At 33.2% G+C, this 23,638-nt stretch carries 25 protein-coding genes; 18 read left to right on the forward strand and 7 right to left on the reverse strand.

From position 1 onward, the window contains the following. The first annotated feature begins 210 nt into the window (after window positions 1-210). From hemB to ABD816_RS03785, 3 genes are read left to right on the forward strand one after another with little or no spacing between them, the layout of a single operon-like run. The gene (gene hemB / locus ABD816_RS03775) at window positions 211-1,185 is read left to right on the forward strand and encodes a porphobilinogen synthase (protein ID WP_344924898.1); all 975 of its coding nucleotides are present in this window, start codon (window positions 211-213) and stop codon (window positions 1,183-1,185) included. Between the two features lie 60 nt (window positions 1,186-1,245). Next, window positions 1,246-1,626 carry a tellurite resistance TerB family protein gene (locus tag ABD816_RS03780; protein WP_344924900.1) on the forward strand — a complete coding sequence of 127 codons (381 nt, stop codon included), beginning with the start codon at window positions 1,246-1,248 and terminating at the stop codon, window positions 1,624-1,626. A gap of 56 nt (window positions 1,627-1,682) precedes the next feature. Continuing rightward, a complete protein-coding gene (locus tag ABD816_RS03785) occupies window positions 1,683-2,081 on the forward strand; it encodes a c-type cytochrome (RefSeq protein WP_344924902.1) in 399 nt (132 codons plus the stop codon). A gap of 74 nt (window positions 2,082-2,155) precedes the next feature. On the opposite strand, the gene ABD816_RS03790 is transcribed toward ABD816_RS03785, so the two are convergent. Continuing rightward, window positions 2,156-2,842, reverse strand: coding sequence for a lipocalin family protein (locus tag ABD816_RS03790; protein ID WP_344924904.1), 687 nt, complete (start codon window positions 2,840-2,842; stop codon window positions 2,156-2,158). 173 nt (window positions 2,843-3,015) lie between these two features. On the opposite strand from ABD816_RS03790, the gene ABD816_RS03795 reads away from it, so the two are divergent. The 4 genes from ABD816_RS03795 to ABD816_RS03810 all read left to right on the forward strand — a co-directional run bounded on the left by ABD816_RS03795 (window position 3,016) and on the right by ABD816_RS03810 (window position 6,490). Then, entirely contained in the window at window positions 3,016-4,086 is a 1,071-nt protein-coding gene (locus ABD816_RS03795) for a CNNM domain-containing protein (RefSeq protein ID WP_344924906.1), read from the forward strand. Further along, window positions 4,086-4,562, forward strand: a complete 477-nt coding sequence (locus ABD816_RS03800) for a methylated-DNA--[protein]-cysteine S-methyltransferase (protein WP_425549105.1) — start codon at window positions 4,086-4,088, stop codon at window positions 4,560-4,562. Before ABD816_RS03795 ends, ABD816_RS03800 begins: the two co-directional genes overlap by 1 nt. A gap of 64 nt (window positions 4,563-4,626) precedes the next feature. Next, window positions 4,627-5,787, forward strand: a complete 1,161-nt coding sequence (locus ABD816_RS03805; protein WP_344924908.1) for a serine hydrolase domain-containing protein — start codon at window positions 4,627-4,629, stop codon at window positions 5,785-5,787. Beyond that, window positions 5,777-6,490 (forward strand): 3'-5' exonuclease, encoded by a 714-nt coding sequence (locus ABD816_RS03810; protein WP_344924910.1) that lies wholly within the window; start codon window positions 5,777-5,779, stop codon window positions 6,488-6,490. The genes ABD816_RS03805 and ABD816_RS03810 overlap by 11 nt, the downstream gene beginning before the upstream one ends. A gap of 1 nt (window position 6,491) precedes the next feature. Here the strand turns inward: ABD816_RS03810 and ABD816_RS03815 are convergent, their stop codons facing one another. Both ABD816_RS03815 and ABD816_RS03820 read right to left on the reverse strand, forming a co-directional pair. Continuing rightward, window positions 6,492-6,941 (reverse strand): GNAT family N-acetyltransferase, encoded by a 450-nt coding sequence (locus ABD816_RS03815; protein ID WP_344924912.1) that lies wholly within the window; start codon window positions 6,939-6,941, stop codon window positions 6,492-6,494. Further along, window positions 6,941-7,333 carry a rhodanese-like domain-containing protein gene (locus tag ABD816_RS03820; protein WP_344924914.1) on the reverse strand — a complete coding sequence of 131 codons (393 nt, stop codon included), beginning with the start codon at window positions 7,331-7,333 and terminating at the stop codon, window positions 6,941-6,943. The genes ABD816_RS03815 and ABD816_RS03820 overlap by 1 nt, the downstream gene beginning before the upstream one ends. 60 nt (window positions 7,334-7,393) lie before the next feature. Between ABD816_RS03820 and ABD816_RS03825 the strand changes: the two genes are divergently transcribed. Further along, window positions 7,394-8,356: a LysR family transcriptional regulator gene (locus ABD816_RS03825; RefSeq protein ID WP_344924916.1), complete on the forward strand. Its 963-nt coding sequence runs from the start codon at window positions 7,394-7,396 to the stop codon at window positions 8,354-8,356. Between the two features lie 250 nt (window positions 8,357-8,606). Here ABD816_RS03825 and ABD816_RS03830 read toward each other — a convergent pair whose 3' ends face one another. From ABD816_RS03830 to ABD816_RS03845, 4 genes are all read right to left on the reverse strand, one after another. Then, a complete protein-coding gene (locus ABD816_RS03830) occupies window positions 8,607-9,320 on the reverse strand; it encodes a TapB family protein (protein WP_344924918.1) in 714 nt (237 codons plus the stop codon). Between the two features lie 262 nt (window positions 9,321-9,582). After that, a complete protein-coding gene (locus tag ABD816_RS03835; RefSeq protein ID WP_344924919.1) occupies window positions 9,583-10,311 on the reverse strand; it encodes a metallophosphoesterase in 729 nt (242 codons plus the stop codon). A gap of 42 nt (window positions 10,312-10,353) precedes the next feature. Beyond that, window positions 10,354-11,493: an ATP-binding protein gene (locus tag ABD816_RS03840; protein ID WP_344924920.1), complete on the reverse strand. Its 1,140-nt coding sequence runs from the start codon at window positions 11,491-11,493 to the stop codon at window positions 10,354-10,356. Window positions 11,494-11,587: 94 nt separating this feature from the next. After that, a complete protein-coding gene (locus ABD816_RS03845) occupies window positions 11,588-12,340 on the reverse strand; it encodes an SDR family NAD(P)-dependent oxidoreductase (protein WP_344924921.1) in 753 nt (250 codons plus the stop codon). 424 nt (window positions 12,341-12,764) lie between these two features. Between ABD816_RS03845 and ABD816_RS03850 the strand changes: the two genes are divergently transcribed. From ABD816_RS03850 to ABD816_RS03895, 10 genes are all read left to right on the forward strand, one after another. After that, window positions 12,765-13,766 carry an AAA family ATPase gene (locus ABD816_RS03850; protein WP_344924924.1) on the forward strand — a complete coding sequence of 334 codons (1,002 nt, stop codon included), beginning with the start codon at window positions 12,765-12,767 and terminating at the stop codon, window positions 13,764-13,766. Window positions 13,767-13,903: 137 nt separating this feature from the next. After that, the gene (locus tag ABD816_RS03855; RefSeq protein ID WP_344924926.1) at window positions 13,904-14,770 is read left to right on the forward strand and encodes a DUF58 domain-containing protein; all 867 of its coding nucleotides are present in this window, start codon (window positions 13,904-13,906) and stop codon (window positions 14,768-14,770) included. A 14-nt stretch (window positions 14,771-14,784) separates the two neighbouring features. Next, the gene (locus ABD816_RS03860; protein ID WP_344924927.1) at window positions 14,785-16,446 is read left to right on the forward strand and encodes a DUF4381 domain-containing protein; all 1,662 of its coding nucleotides are present in this window, start codon (window positions 14,785-14,787) and stop codon (window positions 16,444-16,446) included. Window positions 16,447-16,448: 2 nt separating this feature from the next. Further along, complete coding sequence (locus ABD816_RS03865) at window positions 16,449-17,453, forward strand: vWA domain-containing protein (protein ID WP_344924930.1); 1,005 nt, start codon at window positions 16,449-16,451, stop codon at window positions 17,451-17,453. A 132-nt stretch (window positions 17,454-17,585) separates the two neighbouring features. Further along, a complete protein-coding gene (locus ABD816_RS03870; RefSeq protein ID WP_344924931.1) occupies window positions 17,586-18,617 on the forward strand; it encodes a vWA domain-containing protein in 1,032 nt (343 codons plus the stop codon). Window positions 18,618-18,659: 42 nt separating this feature from the next. Continuing rightward, window positions 18,660-19,562, forward strand: a complete 903-nt coding sequence (locus ABD816_RS03875) for a tetratricopeptide repeat protein (protein ID WP_344924932.1) — start codon at window positions 18,660-18,662, stop codon at window positions 19,560-19,562. Between the two features lie 3 nt (window positions 19,563-19,565). After that, entirely contained in the window at window positions 19,566-20,384 is an 819-nt protein-coding gene (locus tag ABD816_RS03880; RefSeq protein WP_344924933.1) for a BatD family protein, read from the forward strand. Between the two features lie 126 nt (window positions 20,385-20,510). Continuing rightward, window positions 20,511-22,286, forward strand: a complete 1,776-nt coding sequence (locus tag ABD816_RS03885; RefSeq protein WP_344924935.1) for a BatD family protein — start codon at window positions 20,511-20,513, stop codon at window positions 22,284-22,286. A gap of 11 nt (window positions 22,287-22,297) precedes the next feature. Further along, window positions 22,298-23,050 (forward strand): tetratricopeptide repeat protein, encoded by a 753-nt coding sequence (locus ABD816_RS03890; protein WP_344924937.1) that lies wholly within the window; start codon window positions 22,298-22,300, stop codon window positions 23,048-23,050. 176 nt (window positions 23,051-23,226) lie between these two features. Next, window positions 23,227-23,538 (forward strand): hypothetical protein, encoded by a 312-nt coding sequence (locus ABD816_RS03895; RefSeq protein ID WP_344924939.1) that lies wholly within the window; start codon window positions 23,227-23,229, stop codon window positions 23,536-23,538. Window positions 23,539-23,638: the final 100 nt, after the last annotated feature.

Here is a 23,638-nt window from a genome sequence, read left to right on the forward strand (position 1 = left end):
ACAAGATACGTTATTGAAATGTTAAAAACAATGCTAAGGATTTTTTTTTGAAGATAATTTTCGATAAACGGCAAAAAAAATAGTTTAAAGGTTTATAGTGCAGATAAATACGATTAGTTTGGTCAGTCATATATGTTTCTTACTTTATTATTTCAGAATTGATAAAGGATATATCAGTATATTTACATACACTAAATTTTAGGTTCAGAGATGCTACAAATACGCAGAAACAGAAGATTAAGAACGCATAACGCTATTCGATCTTTGGTAAGAGAAAATGTGCTTACTCCCAATGATTTTTTAGTCCCACTATTTGTGGTAGAAGGTCATCAGATAAAGGAAGAAATTGCTTCTATGCCTTCATATTATCGATTTAGTCTTGATTTATTAAGGTCTGAAATAAGAGAAATCTGGGCAATGGGATTAAAAGCAGTTTTACTTTTTGTAAAAGTGCCAGATGCGCTTAAGGATAATAAAGGAACAGAAGCCTTAAATGCTGATGGGTTGATGCAGCGGGCGATTAAGACAATAAAAGAAGTGGCTCCAGATATGTTAATCATGACAGATGTTGCGCTGGATCCTTATTCATCTTATGGACATGATGGTGTTGTTGAAAATGGGTATGTTATTAATGACGCTACTTGCGAAATATTAGCACAGATGTCTTTGTCGCATGCACAGGCGGGTGCGGATTTTGTTGCGCCAAGTGATATGATGGATGGGAGAATACTGGCTATTAGAGAATTGCTGGAAAAAGAAAATTTTAAAAATACTGGTATTATGAGTTATAGTGCAAAGTATGCTTCTTCTTTTTATGGCCCTTTTAGAGATGCATTAGATTCTGCTCCTGGTTTTGGAGATAAAAAAACATATCAGATGGATTTTTCTAATCGTAGAGAAGCTGTAAAAGAGACTTTGATTGATGTAGAAGAGGGTGCTGATATCGTCATGGTAAAACCAGGATTATGTTATCTGGATATTGTAAGAGATGTCAAGGAAGCGGTTGACGTCCCTGTTGCAGTTTATCAGGTAAGTGGCGAGTATGCTATGCTTAAAGCAGCTGCAGAAAAAGGCTGGTTAGATCACGATGCAGTAATGATGGAACAATTAATTGCATTTAAGAGGGCAGGTGCTGATATGATTGCTAGCTATTTTGCTAAGGATGTAGTAAGGCTTTTAAAATAGCAACTTGTTACAAAATATAGAAGAAATTTTGGATAAAGTTCATTTGTAAAATAATTTTTTATGGTAAATAAAGATCGGTTATATCAAACTTTCGGAGAATTATTGTATGTAATAGCTATGAGTGATGGAGTTATTCAAAAAGAAGAAGTAAAAACTTTGGACGAAATTTTTAAAGCACATCCCAAAGGGCAGGAAATAAAATGGTCTTTTGATTATGAGCATAAAAATCAAAATGATTTAGAAACATTATATAAAAAGGTAATTGAAGTATTTTCTGATCATGGGCCGGATGAAGAATATGATTTTATGATATATGCACTCACAAGAATTGCTGAAGCACACGAGGGCATTAAAACTGAAGAAAAAAAGTTAATTACCGGTTTTTCCAGAGATTTATTAGAACGATTTAAGAAAGATATTGATAAGCTGTATAAATCCTGATGTCTGAATTATTTTGATATATTTTATATACTATACATAATGTTAAATTTAAACAAATGAACAAGGTTTTATCATTACTTTTAGTTTTAAGCTTCATATTTGTAAGCTGCCAGTCTGAAAAAAAAGCGGAGAAAGAGAAAATAGTTATTGGAACTAAAGAGAAGGAGACTAAACCCTTTGAGCTTGGAGAACAATTGTTTAAAGGTAAAGGAAATTGCTATTCCTGTCATAGGATTAATAAAAAGTCAATAGGTCCTAGTGTTACGACTATAATGAAGGTGTATAAGGAGCAAGACGGTGATATTATCAGTTTCCTAAAACAAAAGAGTGAGCCTATTGTAGATCCCGAAAATTATGCAGTAATGAAAACGAACTTTGCTCGTTTGAAAAAAATGTCTGATGAAGAACTTGCTTCCTTAGAGTTATATATGAAAGAAGTAAGTGTTGCGCAATAATATTGTTTATAAATTAGAAAAAGGCCTTTGATAATACTATTCAAAGACCTTTTTCATTTGGTGTTTGGGACACTTTATGGGTATATACAATCTAAGGATTGAGGAGAAATTTTTAAATTTCTAATATCATATCCTTGCAATGTAAGTCTGATTAATAATTTGAGTACAGATACTTTATGACTAAAAGTTGTAATTTTTGGAGTCCTGCTTAATATGAATAAGTTTTCTCTGGACGGACCACCCACTACAGCAAACTGATATTCTTCATTTACATCATCAGTTATAAGATCCAGAATCCAATAATCTGCAGGAAAAGGAATCCCGTCTAAGGTTAGAATAAGTTTAGCATTTGTTTGAGGGTCAGCCACTATAGCTTTTCCTGTAATACTATTCACTGCTCCAGTTGTCGACAGAATACAACTATTAAGAACATTTACTTGTCCATCTATTAATTCATAATCTGCAGTAGTACAGGTGCAATCCGCTTCAAAAGGATTTTCAAATTTTGCAATTTCATACCAACGACCATCATAGCGATCTAAATCGACATATTTGACAGTTCTTACAGAATCATATGCTTTTCTGGCTTCTCGAGGTTGTTCTGCTAACGCTTCATCGATCAAAGCATTGAATTCTGTAGTATCGTTTATAGTGTTATTGATAGTTTGTTGTGGGGATATTTCTGATTCATTTTCGCAAGAGATAAAGATAACAGAAATAACGAGAGCCATTAAGATAGCTAGTGTTTTTGTGTTTTTCATTGTGTATTAGTTGGTTCGTTTTAAGGCGGCAAAGATAGCTTTATCAGCTTTTGATTTGCAATCAAGATCTTAAGATTTAAGAATACTTTATGAATTCTTACATGTAACACTTAAAACCCTTACAATAAGGTTTCAAATCAATTATGTACATTAGCATTTCTAATAAAAATATTATGGCATTATTAATTGTTTATGGAGTTGGATCCATCTTTTTCTCATTTTTATGTTCAATTTTGGAGGCAGTTTTGTTAAGTGTAACTGCTACTTTTATTAATGTGAAAAAGAAAGAAGGTAAATCCTATGCGCTCTCATTAGAAGAATTAAAAAAGGATGTTGATAAGCCTTTGATTGCGATTTTGACAATTAATACTATTGCACATACAGTAGGTGCTATCCTTGTTGGGGTACAGGCAAAAAAAGCATTTGGTGATGAGGGGAATGGTGTGTTAATAGTGTCTGCTGTAATGACGTTGCTTATTCTTATTGCATCAGAGATCATTCCTAAAACTATCGGCGCAACTTATTGGAAGCAATTAGCTAACTTTACATCAAAGGCATTAAAATTTTTGATTTTTCCTTTAAAATGGACAGGGATTTTATGGATCTTGCAGTTAACCACAAAACTTATCGGAGGAAAAGGTCATGGAAGTATATTAAGCAGAGAAGATTTTTCTGTCATGGCTGATATTGCTCATGAAGAAGGTGTTTTTGAAGAATCAGAATCTAAGGTGATTAAAAATTTACTCAATTTTAATACTATTTTTGCAAAGGATATAATGACGCCACGAAGTGTATTAAAAATTGCACCAGAAGAACAGGATCTTGCCACATTTTTTGAGGCTAATAAAGAGTTACGTTTTTCCAGAATACCTGTTTTCCAGAATAATCCTGATAATATTACAGGATATATATTAAAAGATGAAGTTTTTAGAGAGATGGCAGAAGATCATCACACAAAAAAATTAGTAGATCTTAAGAGAAAATTAATTACGGTGGACAGAAATATTGCAGTGCCGGATTTATTTGAAAAGTTGGTGGAACAAAAAGAGCATATTACACTTGTAGTAGACGAATATGGATCTATCAGTGGTGTTGTTACTATGGAGGACGTCATTGAAACGTTACTGGGATTAGAGATTGTAGATGAGAGTGATAGTCATGCTAATTTGCAGGAATTAGCCCGAAAAAACTGGGAGAATCGAGCAAAGAAATTAGGAATTCTGGATAAGGATACCGAAGAATGATCAAAAGAGTTTACATAGAAACTCCTTTAGGGATAGCGTCTATCACAGCAAATGAGCAAGGTATTACAGATATTATAATTGTAGAAAATGCTGTAGAAGAGAAGGATCTTGAAATTCCGGATTTTTTAGAAGAAGCAGCTATTCAGCTAAAAGATTATTTTACAGGTGATAGAACTGATTTTGATCTACAATTACATCCTTCAGGAACCGATTTTCAGAAAAAAGTGTGGAATGAATTATCAAAGATCCCTTATGGTAAAACGGTGAGTTATCTGGATATTGCTAAACGCTTAGGAGATCCTAAAGTAATACGAGCTGCGGCAACTGCAAATGGTAAAAATCCTTTATGGGTTGTAGTACCTTGCCATAGAGTTATTGGAAGCGATGGTTCACTGACGGGATATGCAGGTGGTTTATGGAGAAAGAAATGGTTATTAGCGCATGAAAGTCCAGCAAAACAACAATCCTTGTTCTAATAACACGCTTATATTAGTTGATTAGCGTAGGAATTTAGATAAGTTTAATCAAAATACCATAGTTATGAAAATCATTAAAATACTGTTAAAAGGGTTTCTTCTTACTGTAGTATTAGGGGTGCTGTTACTATATATTTTTGATTATGACTATATCCTAAAAGGGATTAGGGTCGTTTATCTTACTGGACATACTACCGCATATATAGATGATCATACTTATTTTGATAATCATACAATAGCCAAAGGAGCAGAGTCTATCCCCTGGGAGTTACATAAAGAATACAACACAATAGCGCCAACAGAACGCTTAGTTGCAACTAATGCAGCATTGGGAACTGTCGCTTTTATGGTGATTAAAGATGAAAAAATATGGTATGAAAACTATGATGAAGGGTATGGGACAACATCAAAAACAAACTCTTTTTCTATGGCAAAAAGCATTATTACAGCAATGCTTGGTAAAGCTATAAAGGATGGGTCTATCAAAAGTTTAGATCAACCAATAAGTGATTTTTTACCAAAGTTTTCTGAAGGGTTAGCTGCAAAGACAACCATTGGAGATCTTTCTTCTATGTCCTCAGGACTTGACTGGACAGAACATTACAGCAGTCCGTTCTCCATTACTGCCAGAGCTTATTACGATCCTGACCTTAGAGATGTAATGCTAGGTTTAGATATCATAGAGGAACCGGGAAAATCTTATAAGTATTTAAGCGGCAATACACAATTACTAGGCATGGTAATCGAGAAAGCTACTGGTAAAACGTTGTCAGCGTATTTGAGTGAAAATTTTTGGAAACCTATGGGTATGGAGCAAGATGGCCTATGGCAGGTAGATAGTGAGGAAAATGGAATGGAAAAAGCCTACTGCTGCATTGCTGGTAATGCCAGAGATTTTGCTCGTTTTGGTGTTATGTTTAAAAATAAAGGGAGGTATGCCGGAAAACAAATTTTGACAGAAGATTTTGTTGAACTAGCTACCAAAAAACGATTTGAGCAGGATGATATGTATGGGTATGGCCTTTGGTTATCAGATCATTTGGGTAAAGAAATATTTGCGATGCGCGGAATTCTTGGGCAATATGTAATCTGTATCCCAGAGGATGACGTGATTATTGTGCGATTAGGACATAAAAGAGGAGAGTTTATGCCTGGAAAATCATTTACGAATGACTTCTTTATTTACATAGAAGAAGCTTATAAAATGTTAGAGAATGCTTCATAAAATTAATTTGGAACATGTTTTGTTTTTAGATATAGAAACAGTGCCTGAGTATTCTGATTACAACGACCTAAGTGATGAAATGAAATATCTGTGGGCGGATAAAACAAAATATCAGCGTAAGGATGATGTTACCGCTGATGAATTTTACGAGAGGGCAGGTATCTGGGCAGAATTTGGCAAAATAATATGTATTTCTGTTGGGTACTTCGCCAATAAAGATAATAAACGATCTTTTAGAACTACCTCTTTTTACGGAGAAGAAAAACCTTTATTAATCGATTTTAAAAAATTAGTAGAAACTCATTTTAGTCAACAACAGCATTTGTTATGTGCACACAATGGCAAAGAATTTGATTTTCCATTTATAGCCAGAAGAATGATTATCCATGGGATTTCGTTACCTTCTAAATTAGACTTGTTTGGTAAGAAACCGTGGGAAGTTACACATCTGGATACCTTGGATTTATGGAAATTCGGAGATTATAAACATTATACTTCGCTTAAATTATTGACCCATATTCTAGGAATACCTTCTCCTAAAGATGACATCGATGGTAGTCAGGTACGGCAGGTATATTATGAAGCTCAGGATATAGATCGAATCGTTATCTATTGTGAGAAGGATACCGTTGCAGTTGCTCAGATTCTATTGCGTTTGAGACAAGAAGAATTGCTTACAGAAAATGAGGTGATTTCTGTATAAATTATACCTTCCAGATAAAACGTTCCTTCTGTTTTGACAGAGCACCCAATCGTTGATAAAATTGTATAGCAGGGGTGTTAAATATAGGAGTTTGCCATTGAATACAATCACAGTGTTGCGATATTGCATATTGTTTCACTTTGTCCATTAACTTCAGTCCTATGCCCATCCCTCTTGTGTTTTCGTTGAGGTAAAGACAATCTAGATAGATGTAGAATTGGGAATCCCACGTGCTATATTGTTTCATAAAAGTAGTATACCCAATCAGCTTTTTCTTAGTTTCAACCACAAGACAGATAAACGCCTTTTCTTTACTAAAAAGATGTTTGATCCATAATTTTTCTTTGTGCTTACGATCATATGTCGCTTTTTCATAAGTTGCGTGAGCTGCGCATAGTTCTATAATTTGTGGGATATCTTCTTTTTGTGCAAATCGTATTACATAGTCCATTAGCAAGCGCATTGTATGATCGTTCCTTCTGATGGTTTTGTTCCTTCTGTGGCGTATCCGTCCAGCTTCCACCAGACGATGCCTCCTATAAGTTCCTTGACTTTGAAACCTAACTTTGCCATATTTAAGGCGCCTTTTGTAGAGGCGTTACAACCAATTCCATCACAATAGCAAATATAGGTTTTAGTCTTGTCTAAATGCTTGGTGCTTGTTATCGTCATTTCTCTATGGGGTAGGTTGATTGCTCTTGGGATATGTTCTTTTTCGTACCCAAAAGATTTTCGGGTATCTATAATAATCACATCTTCCTCATTTCCTAATGCGTCAAAAAGATCAGAAGGATCCATCTCATAGGCTAATTTGTTCTGGTAGTATTCAATTTGTTTTTCCATAAGTGGTGTTTTTAGTTTTTCAAAAGTATTTTAAATGATAAAAGTTGCCTAAAGATTTGTATGAAAGATTTTGATACGGTTTGTGATTTTTTTTCAAATTGTAACGAACTATTTTATTGTATTTTTGAAAGTATGGAGATCAAATATTTCAGACTTATAAAAACGATTGCAGAAGCTGGTAATATAGCTAATTCTTCTAAGCAGTTATTTCTTACTCAATCAGCATTAAGTCACCAATTAAGAATGGTAGAAAATCATCTGGGTTGCAAGGTTTTTACAAGAACCCGTAATACTTGGAAACTTACAGAAGAAGGAACAGCATTGTATGCACTGGCAAATGAATTATTAGAAACTCTGGAAAAAGGATTAAATTCAGTTACAGAAATTAAGGAAGGTGTTAAAGGTACAATTAAGATAAGTACAGAATGTTATTCATTTTATCAAGGATTGGCAAGTTTTATACAGAAAATGGGCGTTCTGTATCCTGAAATTGAGATTGATCTGATTTTGAACGCTACGCATCAACCTATTGCTAAAATGCTTACGAGAGAGATTGATATCGCTTTAGTAAGTAGCATACCTGATGCAAAAGAATTATCGGGTATTCCTGTTTTTGACGATGAGATTTTTGCTGTGATGCATAAAGAACATCCATTAGCTGATATTAAATACATAACAGCTAAAGATTTTGAGAATATCCATTTAATTATTCACTCTTTTCCATTAGATACAGTGTCTGTTTTTGAACATTTTCTGAGACCTGCCCAAGTGATGCCGTCAAAAGTTTCTGCCATACCACTTACAGAAGTTTCTCTGGAAATGGTGAATGCTAATATGGGTATTATGTGTATTCCTAAATGGGCATTGGCCTCTTTTAAACTATCAGAGGATTTTCGATTTAAAAAAATAGGAAGGCAAGGGCTTAAAAGAACCCATTATCTGGTCATTAGAAATGAAGATGTTGGTAAAAAGTATATCACCAATTTTATAGATAATTTTCAAGAAGAATTTTTAGTAATATAAATGTTAAAACTGAAAAATTAAGGTAACATTTTCTACAAGTAATACATTAACTAAAACAGATTATTAAAAATCGTTTTCTGATGTTCTTTTCAGAAAATATTATATAATGATACTAATCGATATCTAAAAAATCTGTACCAAAAACGAACAAGGATGTTGTGCTCAATGACATATCCGGTTATTTTATTGTAACCGGATTGTTACTGTGCTTTTGAGAAGGAAGTAATTATCTTACGCTAATTAAAAAGATTTAGTTGTATTGTTCTAGGATGCTTTTTGTCATTAGTTTACCATTTTGTTTTCTGGTTTCTTGTTTAACAAGACCTGCATCTTTAGCTATCCATTGTTTTACAGCAAGTGTTTGTCTTATTCCCATGCTCATCTTGGTTTCGTTGGTATATTCAATTAGATAACAGTCAAAAGAGCCAGCATTGGTACGTATGTTTTCTTTTGCAGTAACAGTTCTATTGAGGAGTTTAATATCCATAGTTATTCCCATGCCGCCTACATTTACTGACATGGTTACTTGACCGTCAGGTAATTCCTGACCTACAGTTAACAAGTTGGGTATAGAAATATCTGTGCCATCTATTGTGTACTCCATACCTTCATATTGACTAAATAATTGAGGCGAAATGATAGACTCAGGATCAAGATAAGTAGTTTCTCCATCACATGTGATTTTAAATTCGGCTTTTGAAATTGAGTTATTTCTTTTACCATCGATTAAATCCATATTCATAGTTATTTCTGTTTTTGAACCAGATGAATTTATGTTGGCTACACTATATGCTGTTTTGGATGAAAGTTTATTCTTGTGATTATAATGATGTAATATCATTGTTTTTCCTATTTCTGAAGGGTAAAACTGACTACAGTTATTTTGTGCGTTTAGGGTTCCTGTAAATCCTATAAAAAGTAATACTACCTTATATGATAAGCATGTATATAATAGATTTTTCATAATATGAGATTTGTTTACCTCTTTGTGTATGATTAATCCTTAAGGTAAACACAAAACAAAAAAAATCACTCGAAAGAGTGATTTTTAATGAGTTTGTGAATTTGTGTAAAGAAAAATAGTTTTTCGTACTATATTAAAGTTGATTAACTTATAATTTTATAAGTATAAGGTGACAATATAAGATGAAAATAATAAAAGAATGTCATAAAACTAGTATGTGATATGATGTAGGTAGTATTCGATTTGTTTTTTAAAGAAGTCGTTAATTTCTTCCTTTTTCATCTGGATACAATTGATATGCAGGATCACTTTGCCAAAATTCCTTAGTATCAATATCAATAGCGGTCATAGGACCTTTAAAAGCCGCTCCTGTATCTATATTCCAAACACATGCAGCTTGTACCGGAACAGTTTGGTTAATTCTGGTCACAGGTGTATGACCAATATAAATTTCATCAAAAAGTAATAAACGCTTTGGATAGTTGAGAGCTGTCTTTTCTAGTTTTGGATCCAGAGCTAAAGCCGTTTCCCATAAGGTTCTATCCCAGTAAAACAGCTTGCTAAAAAATTCTTTATTGGGGCCATTTATATTAGTAAAACCAGCATGTAGAAATAATCGATTATGATCATCTGTATAATAATCCGTTAGATGTTTATAAAAATGAAGATGCGTATCGATTTCTTCTTTTGATAGTTTTTTATAAGAGTCTATAGTAGCTTGTCCGCCATGAATCATCCAATCTGGATTATAAGTATCTTCTGTGAGCCAAGTGTAACATAGCTCATCATGATTCCCACGTATAAATACACAAGTATGAGTTTTTTGTAATTCTATAAGAAAAGAAACAAGCTGTGCACTATCACTCCACCCATCTACATAATCTCCTAAAAAAATTAAAGTATCATCAGTTGTTATATTCGCTTTATTAATTAATTGTTTTAATGCCTTTAATGCACCATGTATATCTCCAAATACGATTGTTCTGCTCATAATATGTATATGCTCCCTATTTTGGGTTTAAAATACGTTTGTTTAATTATATCTTACTTTTCTTAAAATCCGAATACTTTCTTTATATAAATCATACACTTTTTTATCAGAATAATTTTTTAAATAAGGTTGAGCCTCTTCTAATTTTTCTTTTGCGTTGCTAAAATCGTTAAAATAACAAATTAAATAAGTAGAAGGAAGATTAATAATATCTTTTTCTTCGTTTTTTGTTAGAGATATCTTTTTCTTAAGTTTTTCTACTAGTGCATGGTTACTATTGTATAAATGATGTAAGACTTTTTTATCAAATTGTGGGGGGTCAAATAATAATTTATTTTCTATATCATAACTTACATTATCCTTAAATTTAATAGTAACTTCCTCTAAGGGATAATATTTGTATGTATTTTGTAGCCCTAACTGCACAAATTCAATAATTTTGAACTCATCTTCTGTTATCGTAATGCTAACTTCATCAAATTGTGAGTAAAATAGCTTTACTTGTTCGTTGATCAATTCGATGTCAACTCTGGAACAATAAGTATCCCCGTTCACTTTTTTTTCTTTTCCTGCCCAGCATACCACAAAATATTCTTTAAAAACCTTGTAATTAGGGTTGTAGTCTTTTCTGGAATTCATAAAGTCAAAAACCCCGTCCAGTGTAAGTTCTATATTGTTTTGTGCATGACTTTCTATTGCATTTACAATCTCTGAGTTGACATCTTTGATTACAATATCAAATACTTTGGGCATGCTGATACTCCCGTCTCTGAAGAAAACAGTACCTCCATAATATTTCCAAATGTTTTTGCGTAAAGAACAGAGTTGTCCATCATTAGAACGAATAGATACTAATCCTACCACTTTATCACTGGGTAGATGAGGGAAAGGGATGTTTTCATACGATACGATTGGTGGATTAGACATATATGCATTCACCAAATTCTGAATTTTACTATCATCAAAAAAATCAACACCTATAATTTTATTATTTTCATCCTCTACTCCGATTACAATGTAAGAGTTGTTTTTAGGATTAGAATTAGATAGTGCGCAGATGTGTTTTAGGAATTTGGCTTTACCTTCTTTTTCGCCAATATTGAGTTTACGCTTCTTGTCATAAAAACTATTTTCGTCATTATGCGCCAGTAAATTTTTAATAAGAAGGCGTTTATTAATCACTATATCATATATTCATGCCGAATTTTTGTCAACATGTAATTTTCTAACTCTTTGAATGAATTGGGAATAAAAGTAACTAATAAATTAAAGAATACTAAATATTCTTATTTATAATAGTACTATTCGCTTGAGCTGTGGGAAACACAACAAGATCAGCTATATCTACATGATATGGCCTGGTGACTACAAATGTTATAATCTCAGCGATATCTTCTGGAGTCAGAGGGTCAAAACCTTTGTAAACAGCATCAGCTTTAGTGTCATCTCCTTTAAAACGAACATTACTGAATTCTGTTTCTACTAATCCCGGATGGATAGCCCCTACCTTAATACCGTATTTATTAAGATCTATACGCATTCCCTTATTAATTGCATCTACAGCATGTTTACTGGCACAATACACATTGCCTTTGGGGTATACTTCTTTGCCTGCTATAGAACCAATATTGATAATATGTCCAGAAGAATTAGCAATCATTTTTGGAATAATAGCTTTAGAAACATAGAGTAATCCCTTTACATTAATATCGATCATAGCATCCCAATCGTCAATATCGCCATTTTGTAAGGAGCTCAGACCATGAGCATTTCCTGCATTATTAATTAGGATATCGATACTGTCGAATGATATGGGTAACGACTCAATGCTCTTAAATACTGCCTCTTTATCACGTACATCAAAACAAAGGGTATGTACATTTACCTCTTCTTGGAGTTCGCTCTGCAACTTATCTAATCGATCCTGCCTTCTTCCACAAATAACCAGATTGATCTTGTGTTTTGCTAGTTCTATAGCAGTGGAGCGTCCGATACCGCTAGTCGCTCCTGTGATAAATGCTGTTTTCATAAATACTGATATTTACTCTGTTTTAGGTTTAAATTTTTTAATTAAAATCAAAACGAATTCAATGGCAAGACAAATAAACATATAAACATAGTTTCACGTCTATAATCTCATTGGCTTCGGAAATAGCTGTTAAGAAAAATCCAAAAACTGGATATGACAAAAAAGATGTTTTTTTTATCTTAAAATCCCAATAAAATGCAACACTTAGAAAGAGCTACCGTCTTTTGATAGATCATTGCTGATGGCAATGAAATTTACTTTGTTTATTTTATGATAAAAAGAGTTAAATATACAGCAAAATATGGGTTTCGGCGTATTTTTAACTTTTATTTTTAACCAATAATTAACAACGAAAAGAAAATAATTCAACAACTTGCAATGTTGAGTTAAGAATGTTAAATTCACGCCTTTAAAAAAATAATAAATGGAAGAAAATAGTTCTGTAGATATCGCTTCAATCAATCAAAAGATACAGCAAGAATCTGCGTTTGTAGATTTACTGACCTTAGAAATGAAAAAAGTTATTGTGGGACAAAAGCACATGGTGGAGTGTTTACTTATCGGATTGCTAGGTCAGGGTCATATTTTGCTTGAAGGGGTTCCTGGGTTAGCAAAAACATTGGCTATTAATACATTAGCAAAAGCGGTTCACGGGAGTTTTAGTAGGATACAATTTACCCCTGATTTGTTACCTGCAGATGTGACAGGAACTCTTATTTATAATATGAAGGAAGGAGATTTTCTGATTAAGAAAGGACCGATATTTGCCAATTTTGTATTAGCAGATGAGATCAACCGTGCACCAGCTAAAGTACAGAGTGCATTACTGGAGGCTATGCAAGAAAAGCAAGTAACCATTGGGGATGAAACTTTTCACCTGGACAAACCATTTTTGGTTATGGCAACGATGAATCCCGTGGAACAAGAAGGAACCTATGCGTTACCAGAAGCGCAAGTGGATCGATTCATGCTGAAAACTGTAATTGATTATCCAAAACTGGAAGAAGAGCAATTAATAGTTCGCGCTAATCTAAAAGGAACATATGAGCAAGTAAATCCGGTAGTTTCTATGGAACAAATCCTTAAGGCACAGAAGGCTGTAAAGGAAGTTTACATGGACGAAAAAATAGAAAAATATATACTTGATATTATTTTTGCAACACGATATCCTGAAAAATATGGACTTGAAGAGCTAAAACCTTTAATCAGTTTTGGAGCATCTCCCAGAGGAAGTATTAACATGGCCACAGCGGCAAAATGCTACGCATTTATCAAACGGAGAGGGTATGTAATACCAGAAGATGTAAGAGCGGTAGTACACGATATATTACGTCATCGTATTGGGATTACCTATGAGGCAGAGGCAGAAAATATAACTTCAGAAGATATTATCAATAAAATAGTAAATGAGATTGAAGTGCCTTAGGTGCACTTTTACGATGTAGTAAATAGTTTATAATGACATTATTTTTACACGGAATATTACAATTTCATTACAAATATTTAATCTAAATACCCAGTGTTTTAAACTGCGTACTAAAATGAGGTCAATGACCGAATTTCATGGATACTAAAGAGTTACTAAAAAAAGTTCGAAAGATTGAAATCAAGACACGTCGCTTGAGTGATCATATTTTTGGAGGAGAATATCATTCTACCTTCAAAGGAAGAGGTATGACATTTAGTGAAGTACGACAATATCAGTTTGGAGATGATGTAAGAAGTATTGATTGGAATGTAACCGCCAGATATAATGAGCCGTATGTAAAAGTCTTTGAGGAAGAAAGAGAGCTTACCATGATGCTAATGGTAGATGTGTCAGGGTCGCAACTTTTTGGAACCAAACAGAAGTTCAAAAAAGAAATTATTACCGAGATTGCTGCTACTTTAGCGTTTTCTGCAACACAAAATAATGATAAAATAGGATTGATTTTATTTACGGATCAAATTGAATTGTTTATTCCTCCAAAAAAAGGAAGATCCCATGTGTTGAGGATTATCAGAGAGCTACTAGAGCACGAACCAAAGAGTAAACTGACGAATATAACCGAAGCGCTAAAATTTATGTCTAACGTGATGAAAAAGAAAGCTATTGTTTTTATCCTTTCTGATTTTATTACAGAAGACTACCAACAAACATTAAAGATCGTTGGAGGTAGACATGACGTTACAGGAATAAGAATATACGATCAGAGAGAAGAAGAGATTCCTAATCTTGGAATCGTGCAGATGGAAGATGAAGAGACCGGAGAATTATTGTTAGTCAATACAGGTTCAAAGAAAACCAGAATTAACTATGCTGCATACTATAAAGAGCGTGTTGCGTATTTTAGTGACAGTTTTAACAGAAGTGGATCGGGTACATTAAGTAGCCGGGTCGATGAAAGTTATGTCAAAAAATTATTAGGATATTTTAAACGAAGAGGATAAGGGGCATTTTAAGAATGAAGAATTACGAATTATCAACGATATATACACAATTAACCCACAAAACCTTAAGGTTTTGTGCTTTTGTCATTTGTTTTAGCTTCCATACATACGGATGCTTTGCTCAGGTGGCTACAAGTATAGATTCCACGTCCATTCAGATTGGAGGAGAAATTCGCTATAAGATGCAGATAGAGGCAGATGCTGCAGAGGTAGTGGTTTTTCCAGAAGGGCAAACATTTGCACCATTAGAAGTAATAGAATCTTTTAAAACGGATACTACTAGGAATGGTAATAAATTAAGTTTGATTAAAGAATATGCCTTAACACAATTTGATTCGGGACGATATACTATACCCAGACAGAAAATAATGATCGGTAATCAGACGGTGTTTTCTGATTCTTTGCAAGTACAAGTCCGTGACGTACTGGTAGATACTACAAAACAGAAGATGTATCAGATTAAACCCCTTGTAGAAGTGGATGCTACCAGAGGGTTTTGGGATCGTTTTGGTACATTCATCACCTATTTCATTTTAGGACTAATTGTAATAACTATCATTGTATTCATTATCTATTTCTCTCGTAAGAAAAAGCAAAAAAAGGCATTAAATGAATTGCCGCCTTATGAAAAAGCTATTCTGGCCTTAAAGCAAATTGATGAATCGCATTTGTTAGAGCAGGATTCACATAAGGAATATTATTCAAAGTTAAGTGATACTGCACGTAAGTATATTGACGACGAAGTATATGATCATGCGATGGAGAGTACCACAGATGAGCTAATAGCACGCTTGGATCACGAAATTAAATATGGATCTTTAAATCTGGATACAAATACCATTAAAGAGCTTAAAGCTGTACTTAAAACAGCTGATATGGCTAAATTTGCTAATTCTAAACCTGATGTAATCACCGCGAAAGCAGATCGCAATGTGATAGAAAAAGTGATAAACGAAACTAAAGATGCAATTCCGGAGCCTACAGAAGAAGAATTATTAGCAGATGAAGAATATCGTAGGAACAAGGCCGAAAAAAAGCGAATACGACTTATTGCTTTTGGCAGTATTGCTGGAGTTATACTCCTTATGATTACGTTGCTTATTTTTATTTTGATCAAAGGTTTTGACACCGTAAAAGATTCGATATTAGGACATCCAACAAAAGAATTAGCAGAAGGAGAATGGATGAGCAGTGCTTATGGATCTCCGCCTGTTACAGTAGCTACTCCAGAGGTTTTAATTAGAAATCAATATCAATTAACTGAAGAACAAAAGCAGCAACTAAGAGGCAATGAAACGTTTGTATATGGAAGCCTTATTGGAAATTTTTATATAAATGTTTCAACAGTCAATTATAAGGAACCAACAGAGATAAATCTTAATGAAATCGTAGAAGGAGTAGTAGGGTATTTTGAATCTCAAGGAGCAAAAAACATTTCTGTAAAAGACGAAGAATATGAAACACTTGGTGGGGCAGAGGGTATAAAAGTTTTTGGTACCATGGAGGTTATGAATCCTGTAAGTAAAAAGAATCAGAAAAATGAATATGAGATGCTTAATTTTGCAGAAAACGGAGGGTTTCAACAGGTAATTGTGGTATATGATAAAGAAGATCGCTACGCGACGGATGTAGCTAAGCGGATTATAAATTCAGTTGAACTTAAAAGCGCGGAGTAGCTATGTTTGGAAATATTGTATTTGAAAATCCGCAGTTTTTTTGGTTATTTTTATTACTACCACTCGTTATTGTTTGGTATTTCTGGAAATGGAATAAACAACAGGCAGCACTTAAAATTTCTAGCATTAAGGGATTCAAGGTGTCAAGTAGTTGGTTAATAAAACTAAAACCATTGTTAATCGTAATGAGGTTACTTGCCTTATCATTAATCATCATTGCTTTAGCAAGACCAAGAACTGTAGATGTATCTACAAGAACTAAAACAACTAAAGGAATTGATATTGTAATGACAATTGATGTATCAGGTAGTATGTTGTCTAAAGACCTGAAACCAAATCGACTGGAGGCACTAAAAGAAGTAGCTGCAGAGTTTGTACAGGGAAGACCTAACGACCGTATAGGATTAGTCTTATATGCTGGGGAAAGCTATACTAAGACACCTATAACTAGTGATAAATCCATTGTACTTAGTGCGTTGAAGGATATACAATACAATGGGGTCCTCGAAGGAGGAACTGCTATTGGGATGGGTCTTGCAACATCAGTGAATAGATTAAAGGATAGTAAAGCAAAAAGTAAAGTTATTATTCTATTAACTGATGGTTCTAATAATGCTGGATTTATTGATCCTACCATTGCTTCAGAGTTAGCGCTTGAATATGGAATCAAAACCTATACCATTGGTTTAGGAACAAATGGTATAGCAATAGGCCCCGTAGACATCGCAAGAGATGGATCTTTTATCTATGGGAGGACAAAGGTAGAGATTGATGAAGAACTTCTTAAAGAGATTGCCAAAGTAACAAAAGGGAAGTATTTTAGAGCGACGAATAATAAAAAGCTGGAACAGATTTATGAAGAAATTAATAAACTGGAAAAGACAGATATAGAAGAGTTTAAGTTCTATAATTATGAAGAAAAATATAGAATCCTGGTACTATTGGCAGGTCTGTTATTATTGATAGAGTTTTTATTGAAAACGACCATTTTTAGGAGTTTCATTTGATAAAAATGTGAGTCTAGAACTTTTTTCTAAACTATACGTATTTTGAATTTTAATAAATGGGTATAATAAAAGTGATTTTAGGATTGTAGTGTATCACTGTGAGATTGGAAATTGTAAACTGAGAATTGAAAAATGTACATATTAGAAGAGAAAATATATTTTTGGTTATTATTGGTAATACCAATAGTGATAGTCTTATTTTTTGCTGTAATCTTATGGAAGAAAGCAATCCAGAAGAGATTTGCAGATAAAGAATTGCTAAGAAAATTGACTCCGGATCAATCTATTCAGAAATCTTTTCTAAAGATAATAATGTTAAGCCTGGCTTTAGCTTGTTTTAGTATTGCTCTGGTGAATCCTAAAATGGGAACTAAATTAGAAAAAATTAAACGAGAAGGAGTTGACGTTGTATTCGCGATTGATGTATCTAAAAGTATGTTGGCAGAAGATATTGCTCCTAGTCGAATTGAGAAATCAAAGCAATTAGTGACACAAATTGTCAATAATCTCACCAGTGATCGTATTGGTATTATTGCATATGCTGCCAGTGCATTTCCGCAGTTACCTATTACCACGGATTTTGCATCTGCTAAGATGTTTTTGCAATCTATGAATACGGATATGCTTTCTTCTCAAGGTACTGCAATTAATGAAGCCATAGAGTTAGCAAAGACATATTATAACGATCAGGATCAAACCAATCGTGTGTTGTTTATCATAAGTGATGGAGAGGATCATGAAGGAGATGCTGTGTCCATAGCGGCTGCCGCCGCAGAAGAAGGAATTAAAATATTTACAATAGGTGTTGGTACCTCAAAAGGTGGTCCTATACCTCTTAAAAAGAATGGTATTGTAGAAAGCTATAAAAAAAATAATAAAGGAGAGACGGTAATCACTAAACTAAATACGACAATTTTGCAGGAAATTGCAAATGAAGCAAATGGCATATACATTGATGGTAGAGATACAAAGGCAGTCGTAACGAATGTAAAGAAACTCATAGGAGATATGAATAAAACTGAGTTTGAGGCTAAGCAATACGCCGATTTTAAAGATCGGTTTCAGTGGTTCTTAGGAGCAGGATTATTTTTCCTATTTCTTGATGTTTTCTTCTTAGAAAGAAAGACATCTTGGCTTAAAAAATTAAATTTGTTTAGTACATAGAGAAGGTGTAAAGTGGATTTTATAATGTAAGTAGAAAACGAAATGAAAAAAGTATTAATTATCATTATATGCTTGCAATTTGGCATTGTTTTTTCACAGGAAGAGGATAGAAAAGAGATCATTGCCACCGCAAATCAATTGGTTGCGGACGGAAACGAATTATTAGTAAAAGATGGTAATTTTCCAAAGGCTGAAGGTGAATATAGAAAGGCAATAGCTAAAAACCCGATAGATGTATCTGCTAAGTATAATCTGGCTAATGCATATTATAATACAGAAAAATATGATGAAGCAACACAACGATATACAGAAGCTGTAAAAATAGCAACTTCTAAGTCGGAAAAGCATAAAGCATTTCATAATCAAGGGAATACTTTTATGGAACAAAAAAAGTATCAGGAAGCGGTAGAAGCTTATAAGAATGCGTTGCGTAATAATCCTAAAGATAATGAAACACGTTACAACCTGGCATTAGCAAAAAAAATGTTAGAGGAGGAAAAACAACAACAGGATCAAAACAAAGACGATAAAGACAATAAGGATCAAAACGAGGATAATAAGGATAAGGAAGGGGAAAACGAAGATAAAAAAGAAGGAGACGAAGGAGAAAAGGATAAAGATAAAAAAGAAGGAGAGGATGATAAAGATAAGAAGGATGGCGAAGGAGAAAAGGATAAAGATAAAAAAGAGGGAGACGATAGCAAGGATAAAAAGGATGGTGAGGGAGACAAAGATGATAAAGAAGAGGATAAAAATAACGAGAAAGATGGTGATAAGACTGAAGGAAAACCAGAAGGTCAGCCGCAACAAATGGAAGGAAAGTTATCACCTCAGCAAGTAAAAAACCTGCTGGAGGCCATGAGTAATCAGGAGAAAAAAGTACAGGATAAAATGAATGCCAAAAAAGTAAAAGGAGTAAAAAAGAAGGCAGAAAAAGATTGGTAAAAGATGAAATTTAAATTAACTTTTCTAATATTATTCTTATGTATTACTCATTTGGGTATTGCTCAGACCATTTTTGAAGCTAAGGTGGATAGAATCGTTTTAGGAGTAAATGAAAAGTTACAAGTCGATTTTATAACTAATAATGAGCAAGCAAAGGATTTTGTATCACCTGATTTTAAAAATTTTAAAATTATTAATGGTCCTAACCGATCTACGACTATTTCTTGGGTAAAAGAAAAAAAATCTTATAAAAGAAAGTATAGTTATTCACTTATGCCTATACGACAAGGTAAATTTGTTATAGAGAGTGCAAAGGTTAGAATTAGAGATTCTGTTTATAGAACAGCGCCTGTCGTAGTAGATGTCATCGCTGCTGTGGATAACCCTATTAATGGAAATATTACAGACAAAGAAGTTTGTGAAAATCTACACTTAGTTACTGAAGTTTCAAATTATGAACCTAAACTAAATGAATTAATAACAATAGCTTACAAACTATATAATACATCAAAACACATAGGTTTACATTCATTTTCTTCAGTAGAGATTCCAGAATATAATGGATTTAAAGCTAAGGAAATAGATATTGAAGAGTATAAAATACAATCAGATACTTTTAAGGAAGATTTGTGTGATTTTGTTATTTTATATAAAAAAGAATTAACCCCCGAGAAATCAGGTGAGTTAGTGATTGAACCAATGGAGGTACTAGCTTCAGCTAAAGCCTCAACAAATAAAAAAGATATATTCGGAAATAGCATAATGATTACGATAGAGAAAATAATAGCTTCGGATAGTGTAATCATTAAGGTAGAACCTTAAATAGAATATAAATGAGGTTTGTTAAATAATGCTAGATAGGTATAGTATATTCTATTTTGGTGAAAAATGAATAATAAAAAGGTAAAATCAGTTTTATATAGACTGATTCGTTTTAAGAAATAAAAAATGAAATTAAAATTAATTTTTCTAACACTATTTTTTGCGATAGCGCAACTAAGCTTCGCTCAAGTCAGTTTTGATGCAAAGGTTAGTAAAACAAGACTAGGTGTTAATGAAGATTTACGTGTAGATTTTGTGATGAATGCAGATGGAGATAATTTTAATCCTCCTGATTTTAAAGGGTTTACTATTTATAGACAACCTTCGCAATCAATCAATAAGTATAATCTATACGGAAAAAAGTCGTACGCTAAAACGATTACTTTTTATCTTAAACCAACAAAAAGAGGAAAATTTAGAATTGGGCAAGCAACTATAGAAATTGATGGAGAGACATACAAAACGCTTCCTGTAAATGTAGAAGTAACATCTGCAGTACAACCAGAAAAAAACAGAAACAGTGATAGTTATGTTGCCAGTGATGATATTCATCTTGTGGCAGAGGTTTCTAAATTGAATCCCTATCTTAATGAGGGGGTTACAGTGGTGTATAAACTCTATGTGAGTCCAGCTGTAAATCGTATAACTGGTGTTAGTATTATGGACACCCCGGATTATAGTAATTTTTGGAGTCACACAGTAAAAGTTCCTAACGCAACCAGATTCGAACAAGGAGAATATAATGGACAGCCTTATAATTATATCATATACGATAAGAAAATTTTATATCCACAAAAAACAGGAAAAGTAGAGATTGAGCCTCTCACAGTATCAGTTGGTGTAGTTGTTCCAACTATAAGAAGGGGTGTTTTTGGAAGTACGCGTGTCATGGAAAGTGTTGATAAAACCATTGCGGCAGGAATTAGAACTATCAATGTAAAACCGTTGCCTCTAAAGAACAGACCCGCCGATTTCTCAGGAGCAGTTGGTTCTTTTGATTTTCAGATTACTACTAATAAAAAAGAATTAGCAGCTACAGAATCTATGGAGGCTAAAGTATTGGTGTCAGGAACTGGAAATGTTACATTGTTTGATTTACCTAGATTAAGTGTGCCTAATGGGCTAGAAGAATATGAACCTGAACATAAGGAACAGTTAAGACCAAGTCAGGGTGGAATGTCAGGAAATATTTCTGATGCATATACCCTAATACCTCAATATAAAGGAGAATTTTCTATTCCACCGGTATCATTTTCTTATTTTGATTTAAAAAGTGAAGCCTATAAAACGATAACATCTCAGGAGATTGTAATTAATGTAAATAAGGGGCCTGATGCGTCAAGCATCAACAATACTGTTACCACTTCAGAAGTGAATAAGCAAGCAGTAACTCAGATAGGAAATCAATTTAGATTCATTAAATTAAATACTAATCTTCAATCTATTGGAGGTACCTCCTTCTTCAAATCAACCGCATATTGGGTTACGTTACTGACTCCATTACTGGCAATTCCATTGTTTATATTTTTTGGTAAAAAGCGAGAGGAACGATTAAGTGACATTAGTGGGAATAGAATCCGTAAGGCCGATAAACTTGCGCGTAAATATCTTTCTGAGGCTAAAAAGAATTTAGGCAATCAAATAGAATTTTATATTGCTATGGAGCGGGCACTTCATAATTATCTAAAGGCAAAATTACACATACAAACCAGTGATATGAGTAAAGATCGTATTCAGCGTTTACTTAAAGAGCGAGATGTAGATGATACAGTATCTATAGAGTTTATAGCACTACTAGAAAGTTGTGAATTTGCAAGATATACTCCTTCATCAAGCAGTGCTATGCAGCAAGATTATGACAAAGCATCGAGAGTGATTTCATCTATGGATAAACAATTATAAAAGACAAAATAATGAAGAATTTAATTATTATTATTATTGTTTTTGCAATAAGTAGTTTAACACTAGCACAAGAGCAGAGCATGTTCCAGAAAGCTAACGATTTATATACACAAGAGAAGTATCAGGAGGCGATTGAGGCATATGAATCCATAATTAAAAGTGGTCAGGAATCCGCTGAATTATACTATAATTTAGGAAATGCTAATTATAAAGTAAATAATATTGCTTCGAGTATTTATTACTATGAAAAAGGATTAAAATTAGCTCCGGATGATGAGGACATTAAAAGCAACCTGGCTTTTGCCAGAAAATCTACTATTGATGCTATTGATATAATCCCAGAAGGATTTTTAACAAGAACGATCAATGGATTTGCCTCAATGTTTAGTTTTAATGCTTGGGGTTGGATTTCTATCATTGGCGTTTGTGCATTTGTTGTACTATTTGTATTGTATTATTATGCACTTACTTCTACAAAGAAGAGACTATTTTTTATGTGTTCTTGGATAGGATTAGGTATTGGTATAATAGCAGTCTTATTTGCTTTTAGACAATATAATCGTATTCAAGAGAATCAATATGCTATTATTTTTGCTCAGGAAACTACGGTAAAAAGTGAACCTAATTTGAAAAGTGAAGTGATTTTTGAGCTTCATGAAGGGACTAAAGTGCGTATTACTGAAACTATTAATGAATGGAGAAAAATCAGACTGGCCGATGGAAAAATTGGTTGGATCCCTGCAACAGAACTTAAGGAACTATAATACATAAATTGCAAGAAAAATTTTAGTTGAAAGACTTACCGCAAGTAAAAATATTTTATACATTTACATTTGTAATGATGCTTCCAACAATAGTAATTTATAATTACTTTAACACTTTTTGAAAGTATTACTATTATTTTTACTATTTAATAAATAGAGTGGCAGTTAAAATTCAAATGGCAAAATTATTAGTTGGATTAGGTTTTGTTCTAAGCCTTACTCAGTGCAGTTTGAATTTATTTAATTTCTATACAGAAAATTTTCATAAAATATCTCTTATCTTGGATGATACTGAAGAAAAATCAGAATCTAAAGATAGTCAAGGATCCGAAAAAGAGGATTTAATAGAAAAAGAAAAAATTTCTCAGCATTATGAAAATTCGCTAAAAATACTATTAGCAGAAAAGCAAATTTCTTATCCAAATTTTCATTTGAATGCTCACAATGTTCATCTTGAGCAACATACACCTCCACCAAAGAAATCATAATTTTTTATTCGTTACTACCCGTTTTTTGTGAAATACCAAAATATCACGGTTTTGTTTAAATAAAAGAGTATACCAAAGTTGGTATTAAATTTAATATTAA

Origin of the sequence: Aquimarina addita (genome assembly GCF_039539305.1) — a bacterium.
In the GTDB taxonomy this organism is placed as follows: domain Bacteria; phylum Bacteroidota; class Bacteroidia; order Flavobacteriales; family Flavobacteriaceae; genus Aquimarina; species Aquimarina addita.